Origin of the sequence: Nocardia gipuzkoensis (assembly GCF_021183645.1) — a bacterium.
GTDB lineage: Bacteria > Actinomycetota > Actinomycetes > Mycobacteriales > Mycobacteriaceae > Nocardia > Nocardia abscessus.
Genome location: NZ_CP089225.1, coordinates 720,755 through 744,689 on the forward strand (window position 1 = coordinate 720,755; position 23,935 = coordinate 744,689).

Sequence of the window (23,935 nt, forward strand, 5' to 3'; positions counted from 1 at the left end):
CGGGAGTGCCGGGGCCCGCTTCGGTGGGTCGATCAGAGCGGAATGTTCTTGTGGTGGCTGGCGCGGGCCGGGGCCGCGGCGAGTGCCGCGGCGATGGTGCTGCGGGTCTTCGCCGGGTCGATGACCTGGTCGACGACCCCGATCGCGATGGCGCGCTCCACGCCGCCCGCGATGCGCTCGTGTTCGGCGGTGAGCCGCTCGTGCAGCGCCTCGCGCTCCTCCTCCGGCGCGGCCGCGAGGGCCTTCTTGTGCAGGATGCCGACCGCGGCCTTGGCGCCCATGACGGCCACCTCGGAACCGGGCCACGCGTAGACGGCCGTCGCACCGAGCGAGCGGGCGTTCATCGCGATGTAGGCGCCACCGTAGATCTTGCGGGTGACCAGCGTGACCCGCGGAACGCGCGCCTCGGCGAACGCGTGCAGCAGCTTCGCGCCGCGCCGCACGACGCCTTCCCACTCCTGGCCGACACCGGGCAGGTAGCCGGGCACGTCGGTGACCACGACCAGCGGAATGCCGAACGCGTCGCACAGCCGCACGAAACGCGCCGCCTTCTCCGCGCTTTCGGAGTTCAGGCAGCCGCCGAGCCGGATCGGGTTGTTCGCCAGCACGCCGACGGTGCGGCCACCGAGGCGACCCAGACCCGTGACGATGCTGCGGGCGTACAGCCCTTGCAGCTCCTCGAACGACGACTCGCCGTCCACGTTGTCGAGCAGCTCGTGGATGATCGGCTTGACGTCGTAGGCGCGCTTGGCCGATTCCGGCAGCAGGGCCTTCAGGTCCACGTCGCCGTGCTCGGCCGCGACCAGGTCGAACTCGCCCTGCTCGGCGAACATCGACACCAGCCGGCGTGCGCGGTGCAGCGCGTCGGCCTCGTCGTCGGCCACGATGTGGGTGACGCCGGACTTCTTGCCGTGCGTCGCGGGTCCGCCGAGGGTGGCCATGTCCACCTGCTCGCCGGTCACGCTGCGCACCACGTCCGGGCCGGTCACGAAGACGCGGCCTTCCGGAGCCATGATCACGATGTCGGTCAGCGCCGGGCCGTAGGCGGCGCCACCGGCGGCGAAGCCGAGCACCACGGAGATCTGCGGCACCAGCCCGGACGCGCGGACCATGGCCTCGAAGACCAGGCCGACCGCGTGCAGCGCCTCGACGCCCTCGGCCAGGCGAGCGCCGCCGGAGTGCCACAGGCCGACCACGGGGACGCCGGAGCCGATGGCGGTGTCGATGGCGTCGACGATGTGCTTGCAGCCCTCCACGCCCATCGCGCCGCCCATCACGGTGGCGTCGGAGCAGTAGGCGACGGTGCGGACGCCGTCCACCTCGCCGATGGCGGCGAGCACGCCGGACTTGTCACGCGGATGGAGCGGAAGAATGGTCCCGGGATCGAAGAAGCGCTGGAGTCGACCCAGCGGATCGCGCGGGTCGGTCGCCGTCTCTTGATGCAACGCGGGAGCGATGATTGTCATCGCGTGGTCTCCTCAACTCGATGAGTGTGCCGCTGCTGCGGCTGCGTATGGCGAACCGCGGCGGGGCCGGGCCAGTGCGAATGGCCGACCCCGCCGGGATCGTGTGCAGTCGATCGCGCGGCTATGCCCGACCGAAGGCGAGCGCCACATTGTGCCCACCGAATCCGAAGGAGTTGTTGATCGCGTACTCGATCTCCTGGCGGCGGGCTTCGCCCTTCACCACGTCGAGGTCGATCTCCGGATCCTGGTTCTCCAGGTTCAGCGTCGGCGGAACGATGCCGTCGCGAATGCTCATCACGGTCAGCACGGACTCCAGGGCGCCGACGGCGCCGATCGAGTGACCGAGCGCCGACTTGGGCGCGTACACCGAGGCGTGGTTGCCCACGGCCTTGCTGATCGCGTTCGCCTCGGCGGTGTCGCCGATCGGCGTCGCGGTCGCGTGCGCGTTGATGTGCGTGATGTCCTTCTTGGTCAGCCCCGCGGACTGCATCGCCCTGGTCATCGCCCGCGCGGCGCCGTCACCCGTGGGGTCGGGCGCGACGAGGTGGAAGCCGTCGGAGGTGATGCCTGCGCCGAGCAGTCGCGCGTGGATGGTCGCGCCGCGGGCCTTGGCGTGCTCTTCGGTCTCGATGACCATGAGCGCGCCCGCTTCGCCGAAGACGAAGCCGTCGCGATCCTTGTCGAAGGGACGCGACGCGCCCTTCGGATCGTCGTTGCGGGTGCTCATGGCGCGCATCATGGTGAACGCCGCGATCGGCACCGCGTCGATGAAGCCCTCGACGCCACCGGTGACGACGATGTCGGCGTCACCCATGACGATCATGCGCCAGGCATTGGCGATGGCCTCGGAGCCGGACGAGCATGCCGAGACCGGAGTGACCACTCCTGCCCTGGCCTTCAGTTCGAGACCGACAACGGCCGAGGGGCCGTTCGGCATGACCATCTGCACAGCCAACGGGGAAATCTTGCGATAGCCGCCGTTCTTCAGCTTGTCCACGGAATCGATGAGGGCGTCGCCGCCCCCCAATCCGGTGCCGATGGCCACACCCAGTCGTTCCGGGTCGACTTCCGGGCTGCCCGCGTTCCGCCACACCTCGCGACCGAGCACGGTCGCGAGCTGCTCGACGTACGCCATGCGCCGGCATTCGACACGAGACAACAGAGTGTCGGGCCGGACCTTCAGGTGGCCGCCGATGCGGACCGGAAGGTCGTATTCCTCGACGAAGGAATCCTCGAGAACGTCTATGCCGCTCTCGCCGTTGAGGAGTCCCTTCCACGTCGCATCGACGTCACCCGCGATCGACGTGGTCGCCGCAAGGCTGGTTACGACGACGTTGGGGAAATTCCCGTTCAAGGTGGAAGGAGTGGTCACTGTTTCGGCCCTACTCGGCGTCGAACTTGGCCTTGAGCTCCGCGGCCGCGTCAGCGTTCTCGGCCTCGAGCTTCTGGATGTAGGCGACGGCGTCGCCGACCGTCTTCAGGCTGGCCAGATCCTCGTCGGGGATCTTCACGCCGTACTTGTCCTCGGTCTGAACCGCGATCTCGACCATGGACAGCGAGTCGATGTCCAGGTCATCGACGAAGGACTTCTCGATCGTCACTTCGGAGGGCTCGATACCGGTCACCTCTTCGATGATCTTGCCGAGTTCCTCGACGATTTGTTCCTGGGTCAGAGCGGCCACTTCGTGGCTCCCTTCTTGATACTTTGTAGGGCTCTACTGGTTTTTTTCGGATCGAGCGCGGTAATAGTTACCGCCTCTCGGTCACGACCTCGCATCTGAATGCTCGGTCGCGGAGGAAAGCTAGCCGGACACGGTCAGCTCAGCCAACGCGGGGAGGTCTTGCGGGGTCTTCAGGGCCAGCGTGGGCGTGCCCTTCAGCTCCCGCTTCGCGATACCGACGAGGGTGCCCGCCGGCGGCAGTTCCGCCACTGCCGAAACGCCGGCTCGCCGGACGGTTTCGGTGCACAGATCCCAGCGAACGGGCCGGGTGACCTGCGCGGCGAGCTTGTCGATCGCGTCCTGTCCGGACGTGACCGGCTTGCCGTCGAAGTTCGAGAGCAGGACCCTGGTCGGCTCGTTCGGCGTGATCTTCGTTATGGCATCGGTCACAGCTTCCTGCGCCGGGGCCATGAACGCCGTATGGAACGCGCCCGCGACGGGCAGCGCCCGAACCCGGGCCTTCTCCGGGGGATTCGCGGCGAGCTCGGCGAGAGCGTCCAACCGACCCGCGGCCACGATCTGGCCCACCGCGTTGCGGTTGGCCGGGACGAGGTCGAGTTCGGTGAGCCGTTCCAGCACGGCGGCTTCGTCGCCGCCGAGCACCGCGGACATACCGGTCGGCTCCAGTGCACACGCCTTGGCCATCTCCGCTCCGCGGATCGCGGCCAGCCGGACCGCGTCGTCGGCGGAGATGACTCCGGCGACCGCGGCGGCGGCGAGTTCACCGACCGAGTGCCCGGCGACGATGGTATCGGCCGGAAGCGCGTCCTGCGAGATCTCCGCGAACGCGAGCAGCGCCGCGGCGACCACCAGCGGTTGGGTGACGGCGGTGTCGGTGATCTCCTCGGCCGTCGCGGTGGTGCCGAGACGGACCAGATCCAGGCCGGAGGCCTTGGACCACAGCGTGAGGCGCTCGTTCGCGCCGGGAAGGTCGAGCCAGGGCGCGAGCATGCCGGGTGTCTGGGAGCCCTGTCCAGGGGCGAACAACGCGATCACGCCTCTAAGAAAACACTGTGAGGCGGGCCGCACGAGATGTCGACGCGAATGAAGGTTCGGAAGCGCTTTTGTGGGGGTTCCACAAAAGTCCACGTGGGCTGTCCGAATCGACCGATTCGACGGATGCGTTACAGCCCCTCGTGACCGAGCGAGACCCGAGGGTCCTCTGGGGCAGATGTTGACGATTCGTTACGGGTTCGTGTCAAACGACCCACTGTGGCGGCGATCCGGAGCACGTAGGCGTCCCGAGGATTCATCGGATCACGGCCCGTGATCTCGGCGATGCGCTTGAGCCGATACCGAACCGTATTTGGATGGACGTACAGCTGACGCGCACACGTCTCGACAGCTCCACCACAATCCAGATAGGCATCGAGCGTGTCCGCCAGCGACGACCCCGCCGCGGCCAACGGTAGGACAAGGTACTCGTTCAGCGCGTCGATCGCAGCTCGATCACCCAACAAAGCGCGTTCCGGCAACAATTCCGCCGCGTGCACCGGCCGCGGCGCCCCGCGCCAGCCCACCACGGCCTCCATTCCGGCCAGCGCTTCCACCGCACTGGCGTGGGCCGCGCCCAGGGTGCGCGTGGTCGGCCCGATCACCACCGGACCGTCGGAGAACACCTCGGCGAGCAGGTCGGCCAGGAACGGGGGGACGTGCGAGGTCTCCCCCAGGTGCCCGGAGACGACCATCACCAGTCTGGCGCCCTGCACCACCGCGAGCGCGGCCCGCCCGTGCCGCGCCGCGATGGCATGCACCGACCCCACCGAGGAGACGCCCTGCTCGCCGGGCGGGGTGCCCACCAGCACCGTCGCCGGTGCGGTGGCGTCCCAGTTCAGCGTCGCGGCCCGGGAGAGCATGTCCGGACCCGTGTCACCCCGCACCACGGCGTCGACGACGAGCGCCTCCAGCCGGGTGTCCCACGCGCCGCGCGACTCGGCGGCGCTGGCGTACACCGAGGCGGCGGCGAACCCGAGCTCACGCCCGTACCGCAGCACCGCCTCGGTGAGGGCCACCAGCTGCCGGTCGTTGCGCGCGAGCGCGGGCAGCCACTGCTCGAAGAACTCCATGGCGACGCGGACCATGTCCACGGTCTGGCGCAGCGTCAACCGCCGCGCCAGGTCCTGCGGGATCACCTGAAAGGCATCCAGGCTGAACCGGATGTCGCTGTCGGGGTCCTGCAGCCACTCCAGGAAGTTCACCACCGCGGTCTGCACCAGCATCTGCACGCCCGCCCGCTGCGCGGCGTCCAGATCGGCGAAGAACGGCAACCGATCCTGCATCGACCCCACCGCCTCGGTGGAGAGGCGGCCGGAGAACTGCTTCACCCGTTTGAGCAGTGTGTCCGGAAGGGGGTCGCGGGTTTGCCGGTTCGGGGAGAGCGCGCCCGTCGGCAGATACACCTCGTGCTCGGAAGAGCCCTCGGAGATCCGTCGCGGCCGCGGCGGTTTACGATCCACCATCCAATGTTCCGCTACGCGAGTTCTTCTTCGGCGCTTGCCGCGGGCTTCGGCGCGGCGTCGACGTCATCGATCCGGTACTTCGCCGCCGCCTCGACCGCCTTGGCGGGATCGATCCCGCCCGTGCGGCCGAGACCGGCCAGCGCGGCCACCACGATGGACTGCGCGTCGACGTTGAACACCCGTCGCGCGGCCGGGCGGGTGTCGGAGAAGCCGAAACCGTCCGTGCCGAGCGTGGTGAAGTCGCCGGGTACCCACTTGCGGACCTGATCGGGCACCGCGCGCATCCAGTCGGTCGCCGCGACGTACGGGCCGTCGACCCGCGACAGCGCCTCGGTGACGTACGGGACGCCGGGATCGGCGCCCGGATTGCGCAGCGCGGCGATCTCCTTGTCGAGCGCCTCCTTGCGGAGCTCGCCCCACGAGGTCACCGACCACACGTCCGCCTGCACACCCCACTCCTGCGCGAGCAGCGCCTGTGCGCGCAGGCCGTCCGGCACGGTGACGCCGGAGACCAGGATCTGGGCGCGCACCGCGCCCTCACCCCCGCGCTTGTACAGGTAGATGCCCTTGAGCAGACCCGCGACGTCGAGGTCTTCCGGCTCGGCCGGCTGCGGGTACGGCTCGTTGTAGAGGGTGATGTAGTAGAAGACGTCCTCGCCGCCGAACTCACCCGCGCTGCCGTGCGGATGGGTGCCGGGCAGCGGAGCCGCACCCTCGGGCGCGGTGCCGCCGCCGTACATCCGGCGCAGGCCGTCCCGCACGATGTGCGCGATCTCGAACGCGAACGCCGGGTCGTAGGTCACCACGGCCGGGTTGGTCGAGGCGAGCAGCAGGGAGTGCCCGTCGTTGTGCTGGAGGCCCTCACCGGTCAGCGTGGTGCGCCCGGCGGTCGCCCCGAGCACGAACCCGCGGGCGAGCTGGTCGGCCGCGGCCCACAGTCCGTCACCGGTGCGCTGGAAGCCGAACATCGAGTAGAAGATGTACAGCGGGATCATCGGCTCGCCGTGCGTGGCGTACGAGGTGCCCGCCGCGGTGAACGACGCCGTCGAGCCTGCCTCGTTGATGCCCTCGTGCAGGATCTGCCCGACGGCGCTCTCTTTGTAGGCAAGCATCAATTCCGCGTCGACCGATGTGTACAACTGGCCATTGCGGTTGTAGATCTTCAACGAAGGGAACCAGGAGTCCATACCGAAGGTCCTGGCCTCGTCGGGGATGATCGGGACGATCCGCTTGCCGATCTCCTTGTCCCGCAGCAGCTCCTTCATCAGCCGCACCAGGGCCATCGTGGTGGCCACGTTCTGCTTGCCCGACCCCTTGCGCACCGACCGGTAGGCCTCGTCGCCGGGCAGCTTCAGCGGCTTGGCCGCGGCGCGCCGCTCGGGCAGGAACCCGCCGAGCGCCTTGCGCCGGTCGAGCATGTACTGCACCTCGCGGGCCTCCATACCGGGGTGGTAGTACGGCGGCAGGTACGGATCCTTCTCCAGCTCGGCATCGCTGATCGGAATCCGCTGCAGGTCGCGGAAGTCCTTGAGGTCCTGCAAGGTCAGCTTCTTCATCTGATGCGTGGCGTTGCGGCCCTCGAAGTGCTTGCCGAGGGTGTAGCCCTTGATGGTCTTGGCCAGGATCACCGTCGGCTGGCCCTTGTGCGCCATCGCGGCCGCGTAGGCGGCGTACACCTTGCGGTAGTCGTGACCACCGCGCTTGAGGTTCCAGATCTCCTGGTCGGACAGGTCCTGCACCAGCGCCTTGGTCCGCGGGTCGCGGCCGAAGAAGTGGTCGCGCACGTAGGCGCCGTCATTGGCCTTGTAGGTCTGGTAGTCGCCGTCGGGAGTGCTGTTCATCAGGTTCACCAGCGCACCGTCGCGGTCGGCGCCCAGCAGCGCGTCCCACTCGCGGCCCCAGATCACCTTGATGACGTTCCAGCCCGCGCCGCGGAAGAACGACTCCAGCTCCTGGATGATCTTGCCGTTGCCGCGCACCGGGCCGTCCAGGCGCTGCAGGTTGCAGTTGACGACGAAGGTCAGGTTGTCCAGACCTTCCATGGCCGCCACGTGCGCGAGACCGCGCGACTCCGGCTCGTCCATCTCGCCGTCGCCGAGGAAGGCCCACACGTGCTGGTCGGAGGTGTCCTTGATACCGCGGTCGTGCAGGTAGTGGTTGAACCGCGCCTGGTAGATGGCGTTCATCGGGCCCAGGCCCATGGACACCGTCGGGAACTCCCAGAAGTTGTTCAGCAAGCGCGGATGCGGGTAGGACGGCAGCCCGTGGCCGGGGCCGCCGTGGCTGTACTCCTGCCGGAACCCGTCCAGCTGATCGGACGACAGCCTGCCCTCCAGGAACGCGCGGGCGTAGATGCCCGGCGAGGCGTGCCCCTGGATGAAGATCGAGTCGCCGCCGCCGGAGTGATCCTTGCCACGGAAGAAGTGGTTGAAGCCGACTTCGTACAGCGCCGCCGAGGACGCGTAGGTGGAGATGTGCCCGCCCACGCCGATCCCGGGCCGCTGGGCGCGATGCACCATGATCGCGGCGTTCCAGCGGATCCAGGCGCGGAAGCGCCGCTCCACCTCCTCGTCGCCGGGGAACCACGGCTCGTTCTCGGTGGGAATGGTGTTGACGTAGTCGGTGGAGGTCAGGGATGGGATGGCGACGCGACGTTCACCGGCCCGCTCCAGCAGACGGAGCATGAGGTAACGCGCACGGCCGGGACCTTCCCGGTCGAGCATTTCATCGAACGACTCGAGCCATTCGCTGGTTTCCTCCGGGTCGATGTCCGGTAGGTAGGACGCCACCCCTTCGCGGATCACCCGCACCCGCCCGCCCGGCTGCGGCGGGTGCGACCCGTTCGGATCGCGGCTCGCGGCGGGCGCGGGGGCGGGGTTGGTACCGGCGGATTTCGCCGGTGCGGCAGAGTGGATCAGGTCGGTCAAATCTGCTCCTCGTACAGGGGTGGACATGCTGATGGCGTCGGTATCCCCGGGCGGTTTCGCTGGTTGGCGGACCGCCCGTTTACGAAAGGTTCGGGCGCACCATCCATCCTTGCCGATGACGCGTCCCAAATCATCATGTCAGCCGTAAATCCAGTACCGTTCGACAGGCAAGGTGAGTCGAGCGTGGCAGCCCTGAGGAGCGGGAGGACGATGAAGCTGCTGAACCCACGGGGGTTCGGAATGGTGTGCGCCACCGGAGCCGTTGCCATCGGATTGGTCGTCGCGGGATGTGCCAACCAGGTGGACGGCGTGGCCGGTCCGAACGCGAGCGATCTGGCGGCCTACAAGACCGAAGCGGCGTCCTCGTCGGCGGCCGCGACCTCCTCCCGGCGCGCGGCAGCCGAGGCCAAGGCCATCGCCGACAACTGCGGCCAGTTCCCCGGCACCACCGGTGCGGGCGTGAGCAGGTACAACGAGTTCGTCGACGCGCACGATTCGAACGCGCCCGATTACGTCACCAAGCGCGACTCGGCGGCGCAGACCCTCGAGGACGCCGCGAACAAGGTGGAGAGCGGCGTGAACTCCGCCAAGGACGCGCTACCCGCGGACTTGGCGGCCAAGCTCACAGAGTACGTGATCGCGGCCCGCGCACTCGCCGCCGAGACGCGCACGATGACCTACACCGCCCCGGTCGCGGCGCTCAACGACGCCAGCAGGCGGGTCAACGACGCGCGCAACGTCGTGCGCGACTCGTGTCCGAAACGCTGAGAAAGCCCTTGACACACCATCGCAACGCGACATTCCGTAGCTATTTCGCCGGATCGGCTTGCGCTGAAGGCCATAACCATGTTCGCTTGCAACTACCTACTGTCGGGAGTTGAGGAGGACACCACCGTGGTCGCCGCGGCGGACGCGCAGAACTACGCTCAGAAGCTTGGCATTACACACGGCTTGGTTGTCCAGGAATTGGGCTGGGACGAGGACGTCGACGACGAACTGAGGGCCGACGTCGAAGACGCGGTCGGCGGCGAACTCGTAGACGAGGACTCCGACGAGGTGATCGACGTTGTGCTGCTGTGGTGGCGCGATGGCGACGGTGACCTGGTGGACGCACTGATGGACGCGATCGGCCCGCTGGCCGACGACGGTTTCGTCTGGGTGCTCACCCCCAAGACCGGACAGCCCGGCCATGTCGAGCCGAGCGAAATCGCAGAATCCGCACCGACCGCCGGTCTGACGCAGACTTCGGCGATCAGTCTCGGCTCGTGGACGGGTAGCAGGCTGGTTCAGCCCAAGGCGCCCTCGAAGCAGCGCTGAGCCACCGCGCTATGGTTTCCACCAGGGTTGGTCTCGGAGGGCCGCCCGGTGGAAACCCGACACGATGGAGGATTCGCTATGCCGCTCGAGGTTGGCACTCTCGCGCCGGATTTCACGCTGAAGGACCAGAACAACCAGGAAGTGACCCTCTCGGACTTCCGGGGGAAGAAGAACGTCCTCATCGTGTTCTACCCGCTCGCGTTCACCGGGATCTGCCAGGGTGAGTTGTGCAAGGTGCGCGACGAGCTGCCCAAGTTCCAGAACGACAACGCGGAGATCATCGCGATCTCGGTCGGCCCGCCGCCCACCCACAAGATCTGGGCGGCCGAACAGGGCTACACCTTCCCGCTGCTGTCGGATTTCTGGCCGCACGGCGCGATCGCCCAGGCCTACGGCGTCTTCAACGAGAAGTCGGGCTACCCCAATCGCGGCACGTTCGTCGTCGACCGCGAGGGCTACATCCGCTTCGCCGAGATGAACGGCCCCGGCGAGCCCCGTGACCAGGCAGCTTGGGAGAAAGCGCTCGCCGCGCTAGATTCATAAGCCGCCGGTAACGGCACGGGCGTATAGCTCAGCGGTAGAGCACTGGTTTTACACACCAGCGGTCGGGGGTTCGATCCCCTCTGCGCCCACCGAAGAAGATGCAGGTAGGACTCATACTCGGCGTTTGACGACTCGCCCCACGCAGGTCGTATGGGGCAAACGTGGGGCAGGATTCAGTGGCGGATCATGCGCGACGTTGAGGGGCTCCGCCACGCGCAGATCTACGGGGAACGCGGCCAAGATCAGCAAGGGCTCGACGTGGTAGCCCTTACCCCATGACTGGGTGGGAGAAGATAAGGCCCGGCGCGTCCCGATTGGCGATACTCGCCGGTCCATCGACAGCCCGTCATTCGAACGCCTGTCGTAGGACACCGCGACAACCGCGACAACTTCTCCGACTCCGCCTTCCAAGAGCGGGATGCGTCGAGGGAAATGGCAGGCAGCTGGAGACCTTTCGGGAGACAGAACCTAATCCACCCTGATCGGGCGGCCGCCCTCAAAGGATCGGCTTTCGTAGATTTTGCCGACCTTTGTCGGTTCTGCGGGGTCTCTATAGGTATGTGCGGCTGTCACTTTCAGGCGCGACGTGCGGGCGAGCCCGCCCAATTTCCAATCTCCTGAAAGGTACAGGGCCACCTTGTCTTCCAGCTCCTCGACAGGACCCACATCGTGAGTGTGCGTGTACAGGACGCCGAGGGGGCACCCCCAGAAGGGCCAACCCATGCTTCCTGTGCAGATCCAGCCGTCGTGGGTGTTGTCCGAATCGATATATAGCTCCCAGTGGTGAACGCCGGGTATCCGCGGCACGTAGTGCGCAGCGATCCAGATCACCAACTCGTGGATCGTGGACGTGGCCGGAAACATCCAGCGTTGGCCGTGCGGGCGCGAATCGTCGCCGGCGTTCAGCGACTCACGAGCGAGGCTCACTTCCACCCAATCCGACACGAACTGGATACTCCCAAAGGCCGACGACGACTCGGTACAGGCGCGCCGCACGGCGCCGGCCGATTGCCTCGAGCACGACGACTACGACCGCCTGCGCGCCGGGAGGACCACCCGCCTCCGATCAGGCGGTTTCCGCTTCGCGCCGAGCGGTGCGAGGGCGGTCGTCGTTCACCCCGAATCGGTATCGTCGCGATATGCCCGGGCTGATCGCTCCTACTACGCGCCTGCACACCGCTTGGCTCGAGGCGTACGACGAGTGGGGTCCCGGCCGGCACGAGGATGGCTTCGGGCTGCGGCCGGCCGACGAGGTCGACTCGCCGACCGGTTTCGCGGCCTGGGTGGCCCGGCTGGCTGACGAATCGGGTCAGGTCGGGGTCGAAGCAGGCAGGGCGCGTTGCACGTACCGATGGATCGTTGAAGGCGATCAGGTGCTCGGCGGGATCGCTCTGCGGCACGGTTTCGACGACTTCGTGCGATGGGCAGGCCATATCGGCTATGGCATCCGACCGTCCGCGCGTCGGCGCGGGCTGGCCACCTGGGCATTGGGCCGGACGCTGGATGAGGCCGGGAAACTGGGAATGGATCGGGTGCTGATCGTCTGCGCGGCCGACAACATCGCCTCGGCGAACACCATCGAGCGCCAAGGCGGCGTTCTCGAGCGCATCCTGGACACCGAGATCGGTCCGGCACGGCGTTACTGGATCGACACCGCCGACCGTGTGGCCGCCGACGGCCGGCCTGTCGTGCCCCCAGCTGGTGAGCACGTCGTGGATGCGGCCGCAGCCGTCCGCCCTCTCCGCGAGACGTAAAATAATCGGCACAAGTCCACTCCGCGAGGAGGCTGGCGATGACCGACAGCCCACGATCGATCGCAGAAATCGACAAAGCGCTCCCACCGGGTGCGGAAGAGGAGCGATTCTCCGGCTACGGGGTGATGGGAATGCCCTTCACCAGCGGCCACTACTTGGCGCTGCGGCATTTCCCGGCCAGCTCCGTCGGTGCGGGGTACGACGCGGTGTGGCATCGAGACCCCGCGGGCAAGTGGGTGATCTACAGCAGTGTCTCCCCGGACACCAGTTGCGCCCGCTATTTCGGCTCAGCGCTCGAAGACGCGCGAATGGCAGATATCTCGGTGACCTGGACGGGTCCCTCCGCGCTCACAGTGCAGGTGCGCGACCGGATCGAGTGGGATCTCGAGCTGGGACGATCGGCCGCGACGGTGGCGATGACGGGTCTCGGTCGCATGATGCCTGCCGCTCTATGGCGACGGCCTGCCGTCTTGTCCCTCATGTCGCTGGTCGCGGGCCCCGCGCTGGGCGTCGGGCGGGTGCGGCTGCGCGGGACTTCCCCGAACGGTCAGTGGTTCCTGGCCAACCCCCGGATGCTGTGGACCGTCGAAAACAGCAGTGCCCGGATCGATGGCATCGACATCGGTCCTCCCGGGCCACTGGCCGAGCAGACCAGATTGGGTGACTTCTGGCTGCCGCAACGCGGAATGTTCGCCGTGGGTGAGTCCTATTTCGAGCAGTACGATCCGACGCGGCATCACCCCCTCGCCGCCTCTTGATGGCCGCGCTCGCCCGCCTACCCCGATCGGCGTGCGGTGACCAAGAGGTACTCCCATTCCATTCGCCCGTTGCCCACATCGTGGCGGGCCGCGAGCTCCGCGAGTGCGCCGTCCAGCTGCGCGATCTTGTCGGGTTCCCCGGCGATGGCCTTGTACACCGCGACCGTCGGTCCGTAGTAGGTCTTGAAGAAGTCGCGGAACTCGGTGGCGTCGGCGAAACGGTCGATGACCGCGTTCTCGCGCCGTAACTCGAGGTCGGTGACGCGGTCACCCAACAGACCCCGGACATGCGTTTCGTCGCCCCACAGCGGAGGCGGCTGCGCGCCGGGCGGGGGCGGCGGAGCGAACGGTTTCATCGTGGCGAACATCTGCCCGATGAATCCGGTGGGCGTCCAGTTGATCAGCCCGATCGTGCCGCTTGGTTTGGCCACGCGCACCATCTCGTCGGCGGCCGCGCGGTGGAACGGCGCGAACATCACACCTACACACGAGATCACGGCGTCGAACTCGGCGTCGGCGTAGGGCAATGCCTCGGCGTCGGCTTCCTGCCACTGCAGGTCGACGCCCCTGGCAGCGGCGATCCGCCGACCCGCCTCGAACAACTCCGGCGTGAGATCGCTCGCCACGACATTCGCACCGGTCTCCGCGGCCGGGATCGCGGCGTTCCCGGATCCGGCCGCGACGTCCAGCACCCGTTGCCCCGGGCCGATCCGGCAAGCCTCCACCAGACGCCGGCCGAGCCCCGGGATGACCTCGGTGGCGACGGCCGAATAGTCGCCCAGTGCCCACATGGCGCGATGCCGCTTCTTGAGATCCGCGGAACCGGATTCGGTCATCTGACGCTCCCTTTGTCGTCGGGCCGGTCGAACCATTCGCGGGTTCACACCCGCTCAGCTACCGAAAGAAGGTCCGCACCATGCACCTGCACGGGCGTTTCACTCGCGCACCAACTCAGAACGTGGGCTCGTCGAATCCCGAGCCAAACGGGTGCTTACCCGGTAACGGTCACCAACAAACCGGATAGATCAGCTTCTGCCCGCGCTCACCGGACTGCGAGCGACGACGATACGGAGTCGGTGTCGGAGCCACACTCAGAAAAAATGGCACTGGTCCGGTGGGAGGACACGGACCAAGCACAAACCGACAATGCCGAAGAACAACACGCTGGCGATCGCGCCGCGTACCGAGTCGACAACTCCCGGGGGCAGATCCACCGCCGAGGCAACCGGCTGGGCGGTGATTTCGGCGGTTGCCGTGGCAGGCACAGCCGTCGCGACAGTCAGTGCGATCGCGGTGGCCGCGATGACGCGCATACCGGCATGCTTCATGGTCGACTCCTTGCTATCCGGCCCCGACCGTGTGACGACAGTACGTCCGCCGACGAGCAGACGACAGCCGCCAGTTCTGGTGGGCCGACGCCGGGCACCCGGCGTCGCGACACGCTCGACGTGTGACCTCGGGTACCCGCGACTCGAAGCGGAGCTGCGGTACAGCTTGTCGGAGCGCCTTTCGCCGCCGGGTGCGGCGACTACTGTCGGGGCATGCCGACCGAAAACGTGACGCCCCGTCCGGCACCGTCGTTCCACACGGATGCGATACCCGCTGATCGGTCCGAACGGCCCGGCGAGGCCGCCGACGACCCGATGGCCCTGCTGGTTGCCATCCTCGATCTTCAGGCAGCGCTGCCGGGCATTCGGCGGATGCGGCGATGGGGGCATGACGTTCTCGCGGTCGGGCCTGGTGAGCGAGCGCTGGATATCGGTGCGGGGACGGGGTCCGAGGTGCTCGCGTTCGCCGAGCGCGTCGGGCCGGACGGCGAGGCGGTCGGTGTCGATCCGAATCCCGCGATGCTCGCCGTCGCCGGAGCGCGGGCCGAGGCCGCCGGGGTGCGCGCCCGTTTCGTGGAAGGCACCGCCTACCGCTTGCCCTTCCCGGACGATTCCTTCGACGCGGTCCGTTGCGAACGCGTCTACCAGCACCTCGACGACCCGGCCGCCGCCACCGCCGAGATCGCGCGGGTCCTGCGGCCGGGTGGGCGGGTGCTGCTCATCGACAGCGATTGGCACACCGCGATCGCCCATCCGGGCGACGACGACGTGATCGCCCGCCTGAGCACGTCGATGCTCGCGACCACCCCGAACCCCAAGTCGGGCCGAAGCCTGCGCGGCCTGCTCACCGCCGCCGGTTTCGCGATCGACGACATCGGATCGGAAGCGGTGATCTGGGACCCGGAAACCATCCGCCCGCTCTTCGCCCAGATGACCGAGCGCGCCCGCTCCGACGGAGCGATCACCGAGCAGGAACGTCACGACCTGTCCGCCGCCATGGAAGCCGGGATCGCCCGAGGCGACTACCACCTCTCGGTCACCATGTTCGCCGTTCTCGGACGTCTGGGTCCGCCCGCGAAATAGGACTGGGCCGAACGGCTCTCACCATTGCCGCCCCGCATCCGGCCGTGCTCGTACGCACTGCTGATACGACCGCCCTCGGGAATGCGGGGCGACGTTCGAGTTTGTCCGAGCGATCGGCGTCGCAGCGAGTCGATGATGGACCGTAGATCCCGGGTGGCTGCCGGAACCGGAGCGGCGCGACCTACCCCACGTCCCGGCGCAGCCAGGTGACCTCGGCGCCGGAATCGGTTCCGTAGCGGTAGATTTCGAGGTCCTCGTCCCAGGGGGTGCCGAGGGCGCGGTCGATTTCGGCGGCCAGGTCGTAGGCGGTGTACTTGCCGAGTTCGCGGGTGGCCTGGAGCATGGCGCGCAGGCGCATTTCGCCGATCATGACGTCGCCGTTGGCGCTCGTGGAGCCGTGCCACAGACCGAGGCCGGGAACGAAGCTGTAGCGCTCGCCGTCCACGCCGTCGCTGGGGTCCTCGGTCACCTCGAAGCGCAGAACCGGCCAGGAGCGCAACGATTGGGCGATCTTCGAGGCGGTCCCCACGGGGCCGATCCACTCACTGGTGGCGCGCAATTGACCGTCGGCCGGCTGGGCGGTCCAGCGCAGTTTCGCCGGGGCGCCCAGGGCAGAGGTGAGTGCCCATTCGACATGCGGGCACAGCGCGGCAGGCGACGAGTGGATGTAGACCACACCCGCCGTCGCGTCCGCGAACTGACTCGATGCGCGCACCACCAACACCTCCAGCTTCGACGAGGAACGTCTTCCCCAACGATTCGTCGAACTGGCGTTGCCCGAGTGTACTGGAGTGCCCGAAGTTACACGTGTTACTTCGCAACCGTGTTGCGCGTGGCGGTCACCTCCGCGATGACAGCATCGCTCAGTGGTGGCCAGGCCGCGCGCGCCCAGTCGCCGAAATTCTCGTCGCTCAGGGCGAGACACGCCAACCCCGTTTTCGGGTCAACCCATAAAAATGTCCCGGATTGGCCGAAATGTCCATAGGTTTGTGGCGAATTCGTGCCACCGGTCCAGTGCGGCGTCTTGCCGTCGCGGATCTCGAAGCCCAGCCCCCAGTCGTTGGGGCGCTGCGAACCATAGCCGGGCAGCACACCGTTCACACCCGGGAACTGCACCGAGGTGGCCTCCGCGTGCGTTTGCGCCGAGATCAACCGCGGATTCAGCAATTCGGCGGCGAAGCGGGCGAGATCCGCCGCGCTGGAGCGTCCCGCGTGCCCGGCCGAACCGGCCAGCACCGAATCCGTCATGCCCAGCGGCCGGAACACCGCGTCGCGCAGGTACTCGTCGAACGCGATTCCGGTCTGCTCGGTGACGAACGCGGCGAGCACCTCGAAGCCCGCGCTGGAGTAGATCCGCTTGACACCGGGCCGCGCCTGCACGTCGGTGGTGTCGAAGGCGAGCCCGGAGGTGTGTGCCAGCAGATGGCGCACCGTCGCGCCGGGCGGCCCCGCGGGCTGGTCGAGTTCGACCGCGCCCTCCTCCACCGCTACCAGCACGGCGTAGGCCACCAGCGGCTTGGTCACCGACGCGAGCGGGAACACCCGCTCGACCGAACCTTCGCTCGCGGTAGCACCGTCGGCGGTGACCACCGCGGACGCCGCGTGCCGTACCGGCCATTCCCGAATCTGCTCGAGTGAACGCACCCTGCGAGCCTACGAGAACCGCGTGACTACCATCGACTCACCATGAGTGAAAAGCCCACTGTTCACGGTGACGTCGCGTCCGGTTTCGGACCGGTCGCCGACGCCTTCCGCCGCAACTTCGAGCGCCACGGGGAAATCGGCGCCGCCGTAGCGGTCTACGCGGGCGAGCGCCCGGTGGTGGATCTGTGGGCCGGCTTCCGCGATCGCAGGCGCACGCTGCCGTGGGAGCGGGACACGATCGTGCCGGTGTTCTCCTCCACCAAGGGCATGGCGGCCTTCACCGTCGCCGCCGCGGTCGCCGAGGGAGTGCTCGACTACGAGCAGCCGGTGGCGAAGTACTGGCCGGAGTTCGCCGCGCACGGCAAGGACACGGTCACCGTGCGCCAGCTGATCGACCACCAGGCGGGGTTGTCCGGCCTCGGCGAGACCGTGCGCCTGGCGCAGGTCGCCGACCTGGACGGCCTCGCGCGCATTCTCGCGGAGCAGAAACCCGCTTGGCGTCCCGGCACCAGGCACGGTTATCACGCGATCACCCTCGGCCTGTATCAGGGCGAACTGCTGCGCCGGGTCGATCCGCGCGGCCGCACGCTCGGACGGATCTTCGCCGAAGACATCGCCGGACCGCTCGGTGCGGATTTCTTCATCGGTCTGCCCGCCGAACAGGGCATGGACCGCATCGCCACGATGTCGGCAACCCGCGGCGTGGACGTGCTGCGCTACGAGCGCGATCTCCCCCTGCGCATCGGCGCCGAGATCTACGCCAAACGCGGGCTGTCCTACGCGGCGCTGACCAACCCGCGCTGCGGAGCGCCGGCACGAGCCACCCGCCGCGAATTCCTCGAAGTGGAACTGCCGGGATCCAACGGGGTGGGCAACGCCCGCGCGCTGGCCAAGGTCTATGGCGCGGCCGCCGGTCGCACCGGCGCGCTGCCGATCGACGACGCGCTGCTGGACCGGCTCGCGGCGGCCCAGACCGCCGACGACGTCCCCGCCGACGACTTGGTGCTGCACACCAAGAGCCGCTACCACCTGGGCTTCCGTAAGTCGCGCGGCTCGTTCCGCTTCGGCTCGGACAAGCGCGCGTACGGCACCACCGGACTCGGCGGCTCGTTCGGCTTCGCCGACCCCGCGACCGGTCTGGGTTTCGGTTACACGATGAACCGGCTCGGCCTCGCGGTGCTCGACGACGTGCGCAGCCGAAACCTGCGCGACGCCCTCTTGCGCTGCGCGATCTGAGCACCCCGGTTCCGTAGACTGGCCGCGCTCGAACAGCGGTAGCCGATCGGCGGAACCGAGGAGACCCTGGTGGCGGAGCAGCCCGAGAACATCGACGCGTATCTGGCCGGATTCCCGGACGACGTGCGCGAGATCCTCAGCGGGATCCGTGCCGCCATCCGGCGTGCGCTGCCCGACGCCACCGAGGCGATCAGCTACGACATCCCCACCTTCAAGCTGCACGGCCGCAATGTCGTGCACTTCGCGGGCTGGAAGCAGCATGTGAGCCTCTACCCGATCCCGGACGGCGATCCGGCCTTGGAACGCGAACTCGAGCCGTACCGGGCGGGCAAGGGAACGCTGCGGTTCCGGCTCGGCGAACCGGTGCCGTACGAGCTGATCGCACGGATCGCCACCGCGCTCGCCGAGCGACGCTGAGGCGATCTACCAGTCCGCTTCGGTGTACTTGATGATGCCGCGGATGTTCTTGCCGTCCAGCATGTCCTGGTAGCCCTGGTTGATCTCCTCCAGGGAGTAGCTGCGGGTGACCATGTCGTCCAGGTTCAGCTGGCCCGCCTTGTACAGCGCGAGCAGGCGCGGCGCGTCCTGGCGGGCGTTGCCACCGCCGAAGATGCAGCCCTTCACCGTCTTCTGCAGCATCGACAGCAGGAAGCTGTTCAGCTTGACGTCGTTCTCGTCCATCCGGCCCATCGAGGTGACCACCAGGGTGCCCGCCTTCGAGGTGAGGATCAGGCCCTCTTCGATGTACTCGCCGTGCATCTCACCCATGGTCAGGATGACCTTCTCGGCCATCCGGCCCTCGGTGGCCTCCATCAGCGGCATGATCGCGGCGGCCATGCTCTCGTAGGTGTGCGTGGCGCCGAACTTCTGCGCCTGCTCGCGCTTCCATGGGTTCGGGTCGATGGCCACCACTTTCGAGGCGCCCGACAGCACCGCGCCCTGCAGCGCGCTCATGCCGACGCCGCCGATGCCCGCGATCACCACGGTTTCGCCCGGGGCCACCTGGGCGACGTGGGTGGAGGAGCCGAAGCCGGTGGGCACGCCGCAGCCGACCAGGCAGGCGACCTCGAACGGAATGCTCGGATCGATCTTGACCACCGAGGTGTGATGCACCGTCATGTACGGCGCGAAGGTGCCCAGCAGGCACATCGGGATGACGTTCTCGCCGCGGGCCTGGATGCGGTAGGTGCCGTCGCTGATGGCCTGCCCCATCAGCAGGCCCGCGCCCAGGTCGCACAGCGCCATGTGTCCTGCCACGCAAGCCGGACAGCGGCCGCAGGCGGGGATGAACGACAGGATCACGTGGTCGCCGACCTGGAGATCGGCCGGGCAGTTCGGGCCCAGCTTGGTGATCACGCCCGCGCCCTCGTGCCCGCCCATGACGGGGAAGGACGGCATCGGGGTCGCACCGGTCACGATGTGATGGTCGGAGTGGCACATACCTGCGGTTTCCATCCGGATCTGCACCTCGCCCGCGACCGGGTCACCGACCTCGATCTCCTCCACCGACCACTGCTGGTCGATCCCCCACAGGATCGCGCCCTTCGTCTTCATTCCTGTCGACCCTCTCGCATGCACGTGCTTGTATGTGACTGCACCCACAGTACGAGAAAAATGTAACGCGTTCTAGTACTGGTCGAAAAAATCGTCGGTATAGCGTGACCTCAGAACCGAACGCGTTACAGTTTCGCGATGAGTCAGCCCCGGACGTCGCGCACGTGATGCACCAGATCGTGCACGAAGTACCGCGCGAACGACTCCACCGTGAACAGCGCTCCGTCGCTGCGCGCGCCGCGCAGACCACGCCGCTCGGGCGGCACCGATTCGAAGCAGCGCGCCACCCGCTCGGCGGCCTCGTCCAGTTCCGCGGCCACCCGGGCCGGGTCCTGCTCGTTGTAGCGGTCGGCGACCGCGGTCTCGTCCTGATCCCAATTCGCGAAACGCGGGGGCTCGTCCTCGGGGGTACCGGCCAGCATCAGAGCGAGTCGAGTGTCGAACAGGCGGCACACGTCGCGTACGTGCGCGCCGTATTCCAGGGCGGACCAGGTCGATTCATCCGGACGCGTGCGGACGCCGGGACGGTCGAGCACCGCGGCGAAGCGGTCGGCGGCATCCCTGGTCAGCGCGGGGACGGATTCGTAGGCGGTCGCGGCAGCGTCGAAACCACATTGCGGACAGGGGCGCTCGAGCACCCAGGTCCAGTCTTTGACATCGGGAACGATCGGCATGCGCTCAACCTAGGCGCGGCCGGATGACACCTTCCACCGATATCCGGTCACTTGTCGGCAACTTCCCGACAGTTCACTCCATCAGCCGCTGCGCCCGCCCGAAGAGTTCCAGCGTGATCGCGTGCAGGAAGTCGCCGACCTGCTTGGGAGCCTTACCCGCGAAGGCGCGGGCATGGGTGCCCTCCAGGACGATGCCGAGCTTGAAGCAGGCCAGCACGGTGTACCAGGGCATCGCGCTCAGGTCGCGCTCGGAGAACTGCCCGTAGTGCGCGATCATCTCCTCGGCCGTCGGCAGCCCGCCGACCGCGCCGAGCTTGCCCACCAGCGCCGCGCCGGTCGTGCCCGGCTCCGGGCGGGTGGCGATCTGCCAGCCCAGATCCAGCAGCGGGTCGCCGATGGTGGACATCTCCCAGTCGACCATCGCCGCCACCTGCGGGCCGTCGAAGGAGAACATCATGTTCGCCAAATGGCAGTCGCCGTGCAGGATGCCCGGGGTCCACTGGGCGGGACGATTGCGGTCCAGCCACTCACCGACCGCCGCCACACCGGGGATCTCCGGCCCGGGATAGCCCTCGTTGGCCGAATAGGACTCGAGCTCACCGAGCCAGCGTGGCACCTGACGCTCCAGGAAGCCCTCCGGCTTGCCGTAATCGGCCAACCCGAGCGCCTGATAGTCCAGCGCGCCGAGCCGTGCGATGGCCTCGACCGCGGAAAGACCCATCTGCCTGCGAATCTCCGGATCGCCCGCGTGCAGGTCGGGCAGCTCGTTCTGCGGATTGAAACCGTGGATCGGCTCCATCAGGTAGAAAACCGCGCCGAGCACCGCCTCGTCGGCGCAGGCCGCGATCACCCGGGGCGCGCGAACCTGGGTGCCGCCGAGCGCCCCGAGCAGCCGGGCCTCGCGCCGGATCACGTCGTTGCTCTTCGCGCGCAGATGCTTCGGCCCGCGGCGCAGCACATAGGTCCGGCCGCCCCGGCCGAAGCGGAGCATGATGTTCTGCGTTCCGCCGCCCAGCGCGGTCACGTCCTCGAACTCGCCGGAGGGCAGACCCTGCTCATCCATCCACTTTCCGACAACGGCGAAGTCGACGACCGCGGGATCCACATCGACCGGTTGCGCAACAGACATGTCCCACATTGTGCACCACCGGCCGACCAGAACTGAAGGCAGACGACAACAGTTAGCTCCGACCGGCGCGGCGTAGGGTTTCCAGAACCATGCACACGCTGTTGATCGACAATTACGACTCGTTCACCTACAACCTGTATCAGCTGATCAGCGAGGTGAACGGCGTCGAGCCGACGGTCGTGCGCAACGACGAGGCGCGCACGGTCGCCGACCTGGATCCGCAGCGCTTCGACAACATCGTCGTCTCGCCCGGCCCCGGGCGGCCGGACGTGGCGCGCGACGTGGGAATCTCCGCGGCGGTGATCCGCGAGTGCGACCTGCCGCTACTCGGGGTGTGCCTGGGCCATCAGGGCATCGTGGTCGCGGCGGGCGGCGTGGTCGCGGCAGCGCCCGCCGCCAGGCACGGGTATCTCGATAGGATCGAGCACGACGAGCGGGACCTGTTCACCGGTATCCCGCAGGGCTTCACCGCCGTGCGCTATCACTCGCTGTGCGCGCAGCGGCCGCTGCCGGACGAACTGGAGATCACGGCACAGTCCGGCGACGGCGTGATCATGGGCGTGCGGCACCGCACGCGACCGCAGTGGGGCGTGCAGTTCCACCCGGAATCCATCGCAGGCGAATTCGGCAGGGCATTGCTGCGCAACTTCGCGAAACTCACCGCCACGCAGGGGAGCCGGCGTGCTCTCGCCTCGCGCAGCCGGTCGTTCGGCATCGAGCGCGCGGGCGCCGCGGTGCCTGTCACGAGCGGATCCCCGCTTCCCACGGCACGCCCCGAGGCAGCGACCGGCACCCACCTGCCGCTCGCACCCGAGCAGTTCCCCGCCGGAGCGTTCGAACTGGACCGCCCTGCCGAATCCCCCGCCGCACGCACGGATCCGGTGCGCACCGACCTCCCGGCGGCGCGGACCTTCCGGCTCCAGCGGGCCGTGATCGAGCGGCCGATCGATACCGAGAGCGCGTTCGTGCAGCTGTACGGCAACTCCCCCACGGCGTTCTGGCTGGACAGCGAGCACGTCGAACCCGGGGCGGACCGGTTCTCCTTCCTCGGGGACGCGAGCGGTCCCCTGGCCGAGGTGCTGCGCTACCGCGTGGGCGACGGCGCGGTGACGGTGGAGTCCTCCGATGGGCACCGGCGCACCGCACCGGGCGGCATCCTGGAGTTCCTGTCCGCCGAACTGCGCGCGCGCAGGCTGGAACTGCCCGACCTGCCCTTCGATTTCGCCGGAGGCTACGTCGGCTACCTCGGCTACGAGGTCAAAGCCGACTGCGGCGGGGACGCGGTGCACCGTGCGCCGACCCCGGACGCGCAGTGGATCTTCGCCGACCGGATGGTGGTGGTGGACCACGTCGGCGGGCGGACACACCTGCTCGCGCTGAGCGACGACGTGGCCACCGCCCGATCCGGCGCCGACTGGTTGCGCGACACCCGCGAAATCCTCGATACCCTTCCCACCTGGTCGAATCCGCCGACGCTCGAGGTGCCGCAGGACAGCGACGCCGTCGAGCCACTGCTCACCCGTGGCCGGGAGCGCTATCTCGCCGATATCGCGGTCTGCCAGCAGCGGCTGCACGCGGGAGAGTCCTACGAGATCTGCCTGACCGACAGCGCCACGATCCCCGCCGCCGCGGCCGACGGCCTCGACTTCTACCGCACGCTGCGCCGGTGCAACCCCGCCCCGTACGCCGCCTACCTGCGCTTCGACGACCTCGACATCGCCTGCTCGTCGCCGGAGCGGTTCCTCAAGGTCGACCGCCGCCGCATCGTGGAGAGCAAACCGATCAAGGGCACCGCGCCGCGCGGCGCGACACCCGAGCAGGACGAGCGCCTGCGCCGTGAGCTGGCCGACAGCCCGAAGACCAGGGCGGAAAACCTCATGATCGTCGACCTGCTGCGCAACGATCTCGGCCGGGTCTGCGAGATCGGCAGCGTGTACGTTCCGAAGCTGATGGCCACCGAGCAGTACGCGACGGTGCATCAACTGGTGTCGACGGTGCGCGGCAGGCTTCGCCCGGAGGTCGGCGTGGTCGATTGCCTGCGCGCGTGTTTCCCCGGCGGCTCGATGACCGGCGCGCCGAAGCTGCGCACCATGGAGATCATCGACGCGCTGGAAACAGAGGCGCGCGGTGTCTATTCGGGCACCATCGGCTACCTCGGGCTCGGTGGCACCGCGGATCTCAACATCGTGATCCGCACGGCCGTCCGCTATGGCGGGCACTGGCGGATCGGGGCGGGCGGCGCCATCGTGCTCGACTCGGATCCGGCCGAGGAATACCACGAGGTCCTGATCAAGGCCGCCGCCACGTTGCGCGCCGCCGCCGACCACGCGCACCGCTGAGCG

The 23,935-nt window shown here is 68.1% G+C and carries 23 protein-coding genes and 1 tRNA gene; 10 read left to right on the forward strand and 14 right to left on the reverse strand.

Annotated elements, in window-relative coordinates:
* Positions 1–32: 32 nt before the first annotated feature.
* From LTT66_RS03325 to aceE, 6 genes are all read right to left on the reverse strand, one after another.
* The gene (locus tag LTT66_RS03325; protein ID WP_181720614.1) at positions 33–1,466 is read right to left on the reverse strand and encodes an acyl-CoA carboxylase subunit beta; all 1,434 of its coding nucleotides are present in this window, start codon (positions 1,464–1,466) and stop codon (positions 33–35) included.
* Positions 1,467–1,587: 121 nt separating this feature from the next.
* The gene (locus LTT66_RS03330; protein ID WP_043688957.1) at positions 1,588–2,838 is read right to left on the reverse strand and encodes a KasA/KasB family beta-ketoacyl-ACP synthase; all 1,251 of its coding nucleotides are present in this window, start codon (positions 2,836–2,838) and stop codon (positions 1,588–1,590) included.
* Between the two features lie 10 nt (positions 2,839–2,848).
* A complete protein-coding gene (gene acpM, locus LTT66_RS03335; RefSeq protein WP_014982996.1) occupies positions 2,849–3,148 on the reverse strand; it encodes a meromycolate extension acyl carrier protein AcpM in 300 nt (99 codons plus the stop codon).
* Positions 3,149–3,268: 120 nt separating this feature from the next.
* Positions 3,269–4,183, reverse strand: coding sequence for an ACP S-malonyltransferase (locus LTT66_RS03340; protein WP_233063691.1), 915 nt, complete (start codon positions 4,181–4,183; stop codon positions 3,269–3,271).
* A gap of 128 nt (positions 4,184–4,311) precedes the next feature.
* Positions 4,312–5,646 carry a PucR family transcriptional regulator gene (locus LTT66_RS03345; RefSeq protein ID WP_233063693.1) on the reverse strand — a complete coding sequence of 445 codons (1,335 nt, stop codon included), beginning with the start codon at positions 5,644–5,646 and terminating at the stop codon, positions 4,312–4,314.
* Positions 5,647–5,657: 11 nt separating this feature from the next.
* A complete protein-coding gene (gene aceE / locus LTT66_RS03350; RefSeq protein ID WP_456299738.1) occupies positions 5,658–8,456 on the reverse strand; it encodes a pyruvate dehydrogenase (acetyl-transferring), homodimeric type in 2,799 nt (932 codons plus the stop codon).
* Positions 8,457–8,783: 327 nt separating this feature from the next.
* On the opposite strand from aceE, the gene LTT66_RS03355 reads away from it, so the two are divergent.
* The 4 genes from LTT66_RS03355 (at position 8,784) to LTT66_RS03370 (ending at position 10,522) form a co-directional block, all read left to right on the forward strand.
* Complete coding sequence (locus LTT66_RS03355; RefSeq protein ID WP_233063696.1) at positions 8,784–9,341, forward strand: hypothetical protein; 558 nt, start codon at positions 8,784–8,786, stop codon at positions 9,339–9,341.
* A 126-nt stretch (positions 9,342–9,467) separates the two neighbouring features.
* A complete protein-coding gene (locus tag LTT66_RS03360; protein WP_043688988.1) occupies positions 9,468–9,890 on the forward strand; it encodes a DUF3052 domain-containing protein in 423 nt (140 codons plus the stop codon).
* A gap of 78 nt (positions 9,891–9,968) precedes the next feature.
* Positions 9,969–10,433, forward strand: a complete 465-nt coding sequence (locus tag LTT66_RS03365; RefSeq protein ID WP_043688949.1) for a peroxiredoxin — start codon at positions 9,969–9,971, stop codon at positions 10,431–10,433.
* A gap of 17 nt (positions 10,434–10,450) precedes the next feature.
* Positions 10,451–10,522, forward strand: a tRNA-Val gene (locus LTT66_RS03370).
* A gap of 379 nt (positions 10,523–10,901) precedes the next feature.
* Here LTT66_RS03370 and LTT66_RS03375 read toward each other — a convergent pair.
* Positions 10,902–11,378: a hypothetical protein gene (locus tag LTT66_RS03375; protein WP_233063698.1), complete on the reverse strand. Its 477-nt coding sequence runs from the start codon at positions 11,376–11,378 to the stop codon at positions 10,902–10,904.
* Between the two features lie 194 nt (positions 11,379–11,572).
* Between LTT66_RS03375 and LTT66_RS03380 the strand changes: the two genes are divergently transcribed.
* Both LTT66_RS03380 and LTT66_RS03385 read left to right on the forward strand, forming a co-directional pair.
* A complete protein-coding gene (locus LTT66_RS03380; protein ID WP_233063700.1) occupies positions 11,573–12,187 on the forward strand; it encodes a GNAT family N-acetyltransferase in 615 nt (204 codons plus the stop codon).
* Between the two features lie 38 nt (positions 12,188–12,225).
* The gene (locus LTT66_RS03385) at positions 12,226–12,945 is read left to right on the forward strand and encodes a hypothetical protein (RefSeq protein WP_233063702.1); all 720 of its coding nucleotides are present in this window, start codon (positions 12,226–12,228) and stop codon (positions 12,943–12,945) included.
* A gap of 17 nt (positions 12,946–12,962) precedes the next feature.
* Here LTT66_RS03385 and LTT66_RS03390 read toward each other — a convergent pair whose 3' ends face one another.
* Entirely contained in the window at positions 12,963–13,781 is an 819-nt protein-coding gene (locus LTT66_RS03390) for a class I SAM-dependent methyltransferase (RefSeq protein ID WP_233063704.1), read from the reverse strand.
* A gap of 255 nt (positions 13,782–14,036) precedes the next feature.
* On the reverse strand, positions 14,037–14,258 hold the full coding sequence (locus LTT66_RS03395) for a hypothetical protein (RefSeq protein WP_233063705.1): 222 nt from the start codon (positions 14,256–14,258) through the stop codon (positions 14,037–14,039).
* A 330-nt stretch (positions 14,259–14,588) separates the two neighbouring features.
* Here LTT66_RS03395 and LTT66_RS03400 point away from each other — a divergent pair, with 330 nt between their 5' ends.
* Positions 14,589–15,356, forward strand: coding sequence for a methyltransferase domain-containing protein (locus LTT66_RS03400; RefSeq protein ID WP_408638819.1), 768 nt, complete (start codon positions 14,589–14,591; stop codon positions 15,354–15,356).
* Positions 15,357–15,537: 181 nt separating this feature from the next.
* Here LTT66_RS03400 and LTT66_RS03405 read toward each other — a convergent pair whose 3' ends face one another.
* Positions 15,538–16,071 (reverse strand): DUF3145 domain-containing protein, encoded by a 534-nt coding sequence (locus LTT66_RS03405; RefSeq protein ID WP_181720629.1) that lies wholly within the window; start codon positions 16,069–16,071, stop codon positions 15,538–15,540.
* A 95-nt stretch (positions 16,072–16,166) separates the two neighbouring features.
* Positions 16,167–17,000: a serine hydrolase domain-containing protein gene (locus tag LTT66_RS03410; protein ID WP_233063707.1), complete on the reverse strand. Its 834-nt coding sequence runs from the start codon at positions 16,998–17,000 to the stop codon at positions 16,167–16,169.
* Between the two features lie 42 nt (positions 17,001–17,042).
* Here LTT66_RS03410 and LTT66_RS03415 point away from each other — a divergent pair, with 42 nt between their 5' ends.
* Positions 17,043–18,236, forward strand: a complete 1,194-nt coding sequence (locus LTT66_RS03415) for a serine hydrolase domain-containing protein (protein ID WP_233063708.1) — start codon at positions 17,043–17,045, stop codon at positions 18,234–18,236.
* A 69-nt stretch (positions 18,237–18,305) separates the two neighbouring features.
* A complete protein-coding gene (locus LTT66_RS03420) occupies positions 18,306–18,653 on the forward strand; it encodes an iron chaperone (RefSeq protein WP_195097952.1) in 348 nt (115 codons plus the stop codon).
* Between the two features lie 6 nt (positions 18,654–18,659).
* Here the strand turns inward: LTT66_RS03420 and LTT66_RS03425 are convergent, their stop codons facing one another.
* The 3 genes from LTT66_RS03425 to LTT66_RS03435 form a co-directional block, all read right to left on the reverse strand.
* Complete coding sequence (locus LTT66_RS03425) at positions 18,660–19,790, reverse strand: NDMA-dependent alcohol dehydrogenase (protein WP_181720633.1); 1,131 nt, start codon at positions 19,788–19,790, stop codon at positions 18,660–18,662.
* A gap of 143 nt (positions 19,791–19,933) precedes the next feature.
* Positions 19,934–20,464, reverse strand: a complete 531-nt coding sequence (locus LTT66_RS03430) for a DinB family protein (protein WP_233063709.1) — start codon at positions 20,462–20,464, stop codon at positions 19,934–19,936.
* Between the two features lie 73 nt (positions 20,465–20,537).
* Positions 20,538–21,593 (reverse strand): phosphotransferase family protein, encoded by a 1,056-nt coding sequence (locus LTT66_RS03435; protein WP_408638740.1) that lies wholly within the window; start codon positions 21,591–21,593, stop codon positions 20,538–20,540.
* An 89-nt stretch (positions 21,594–21,682) separates the two neighbouring features.
* On the opposite strand from LTT66_RS03435, the gene pabB reads away from it, so the two are divergent.
* On the forward strand, positions 21,683–23,932 hold the full coding sequence (gene pabB, locus LTT66_RS03440) for an aminodeoxychorismate synthase component I (protein ID WP_233063711.1): 2,250 nt from the start codon (positions 21,683–21,685) through the stop codon (positions 23,930–23,932).
* The last annotated feature ends 3 nt before the right edge of the window (positions 23,933–23,935 follow it).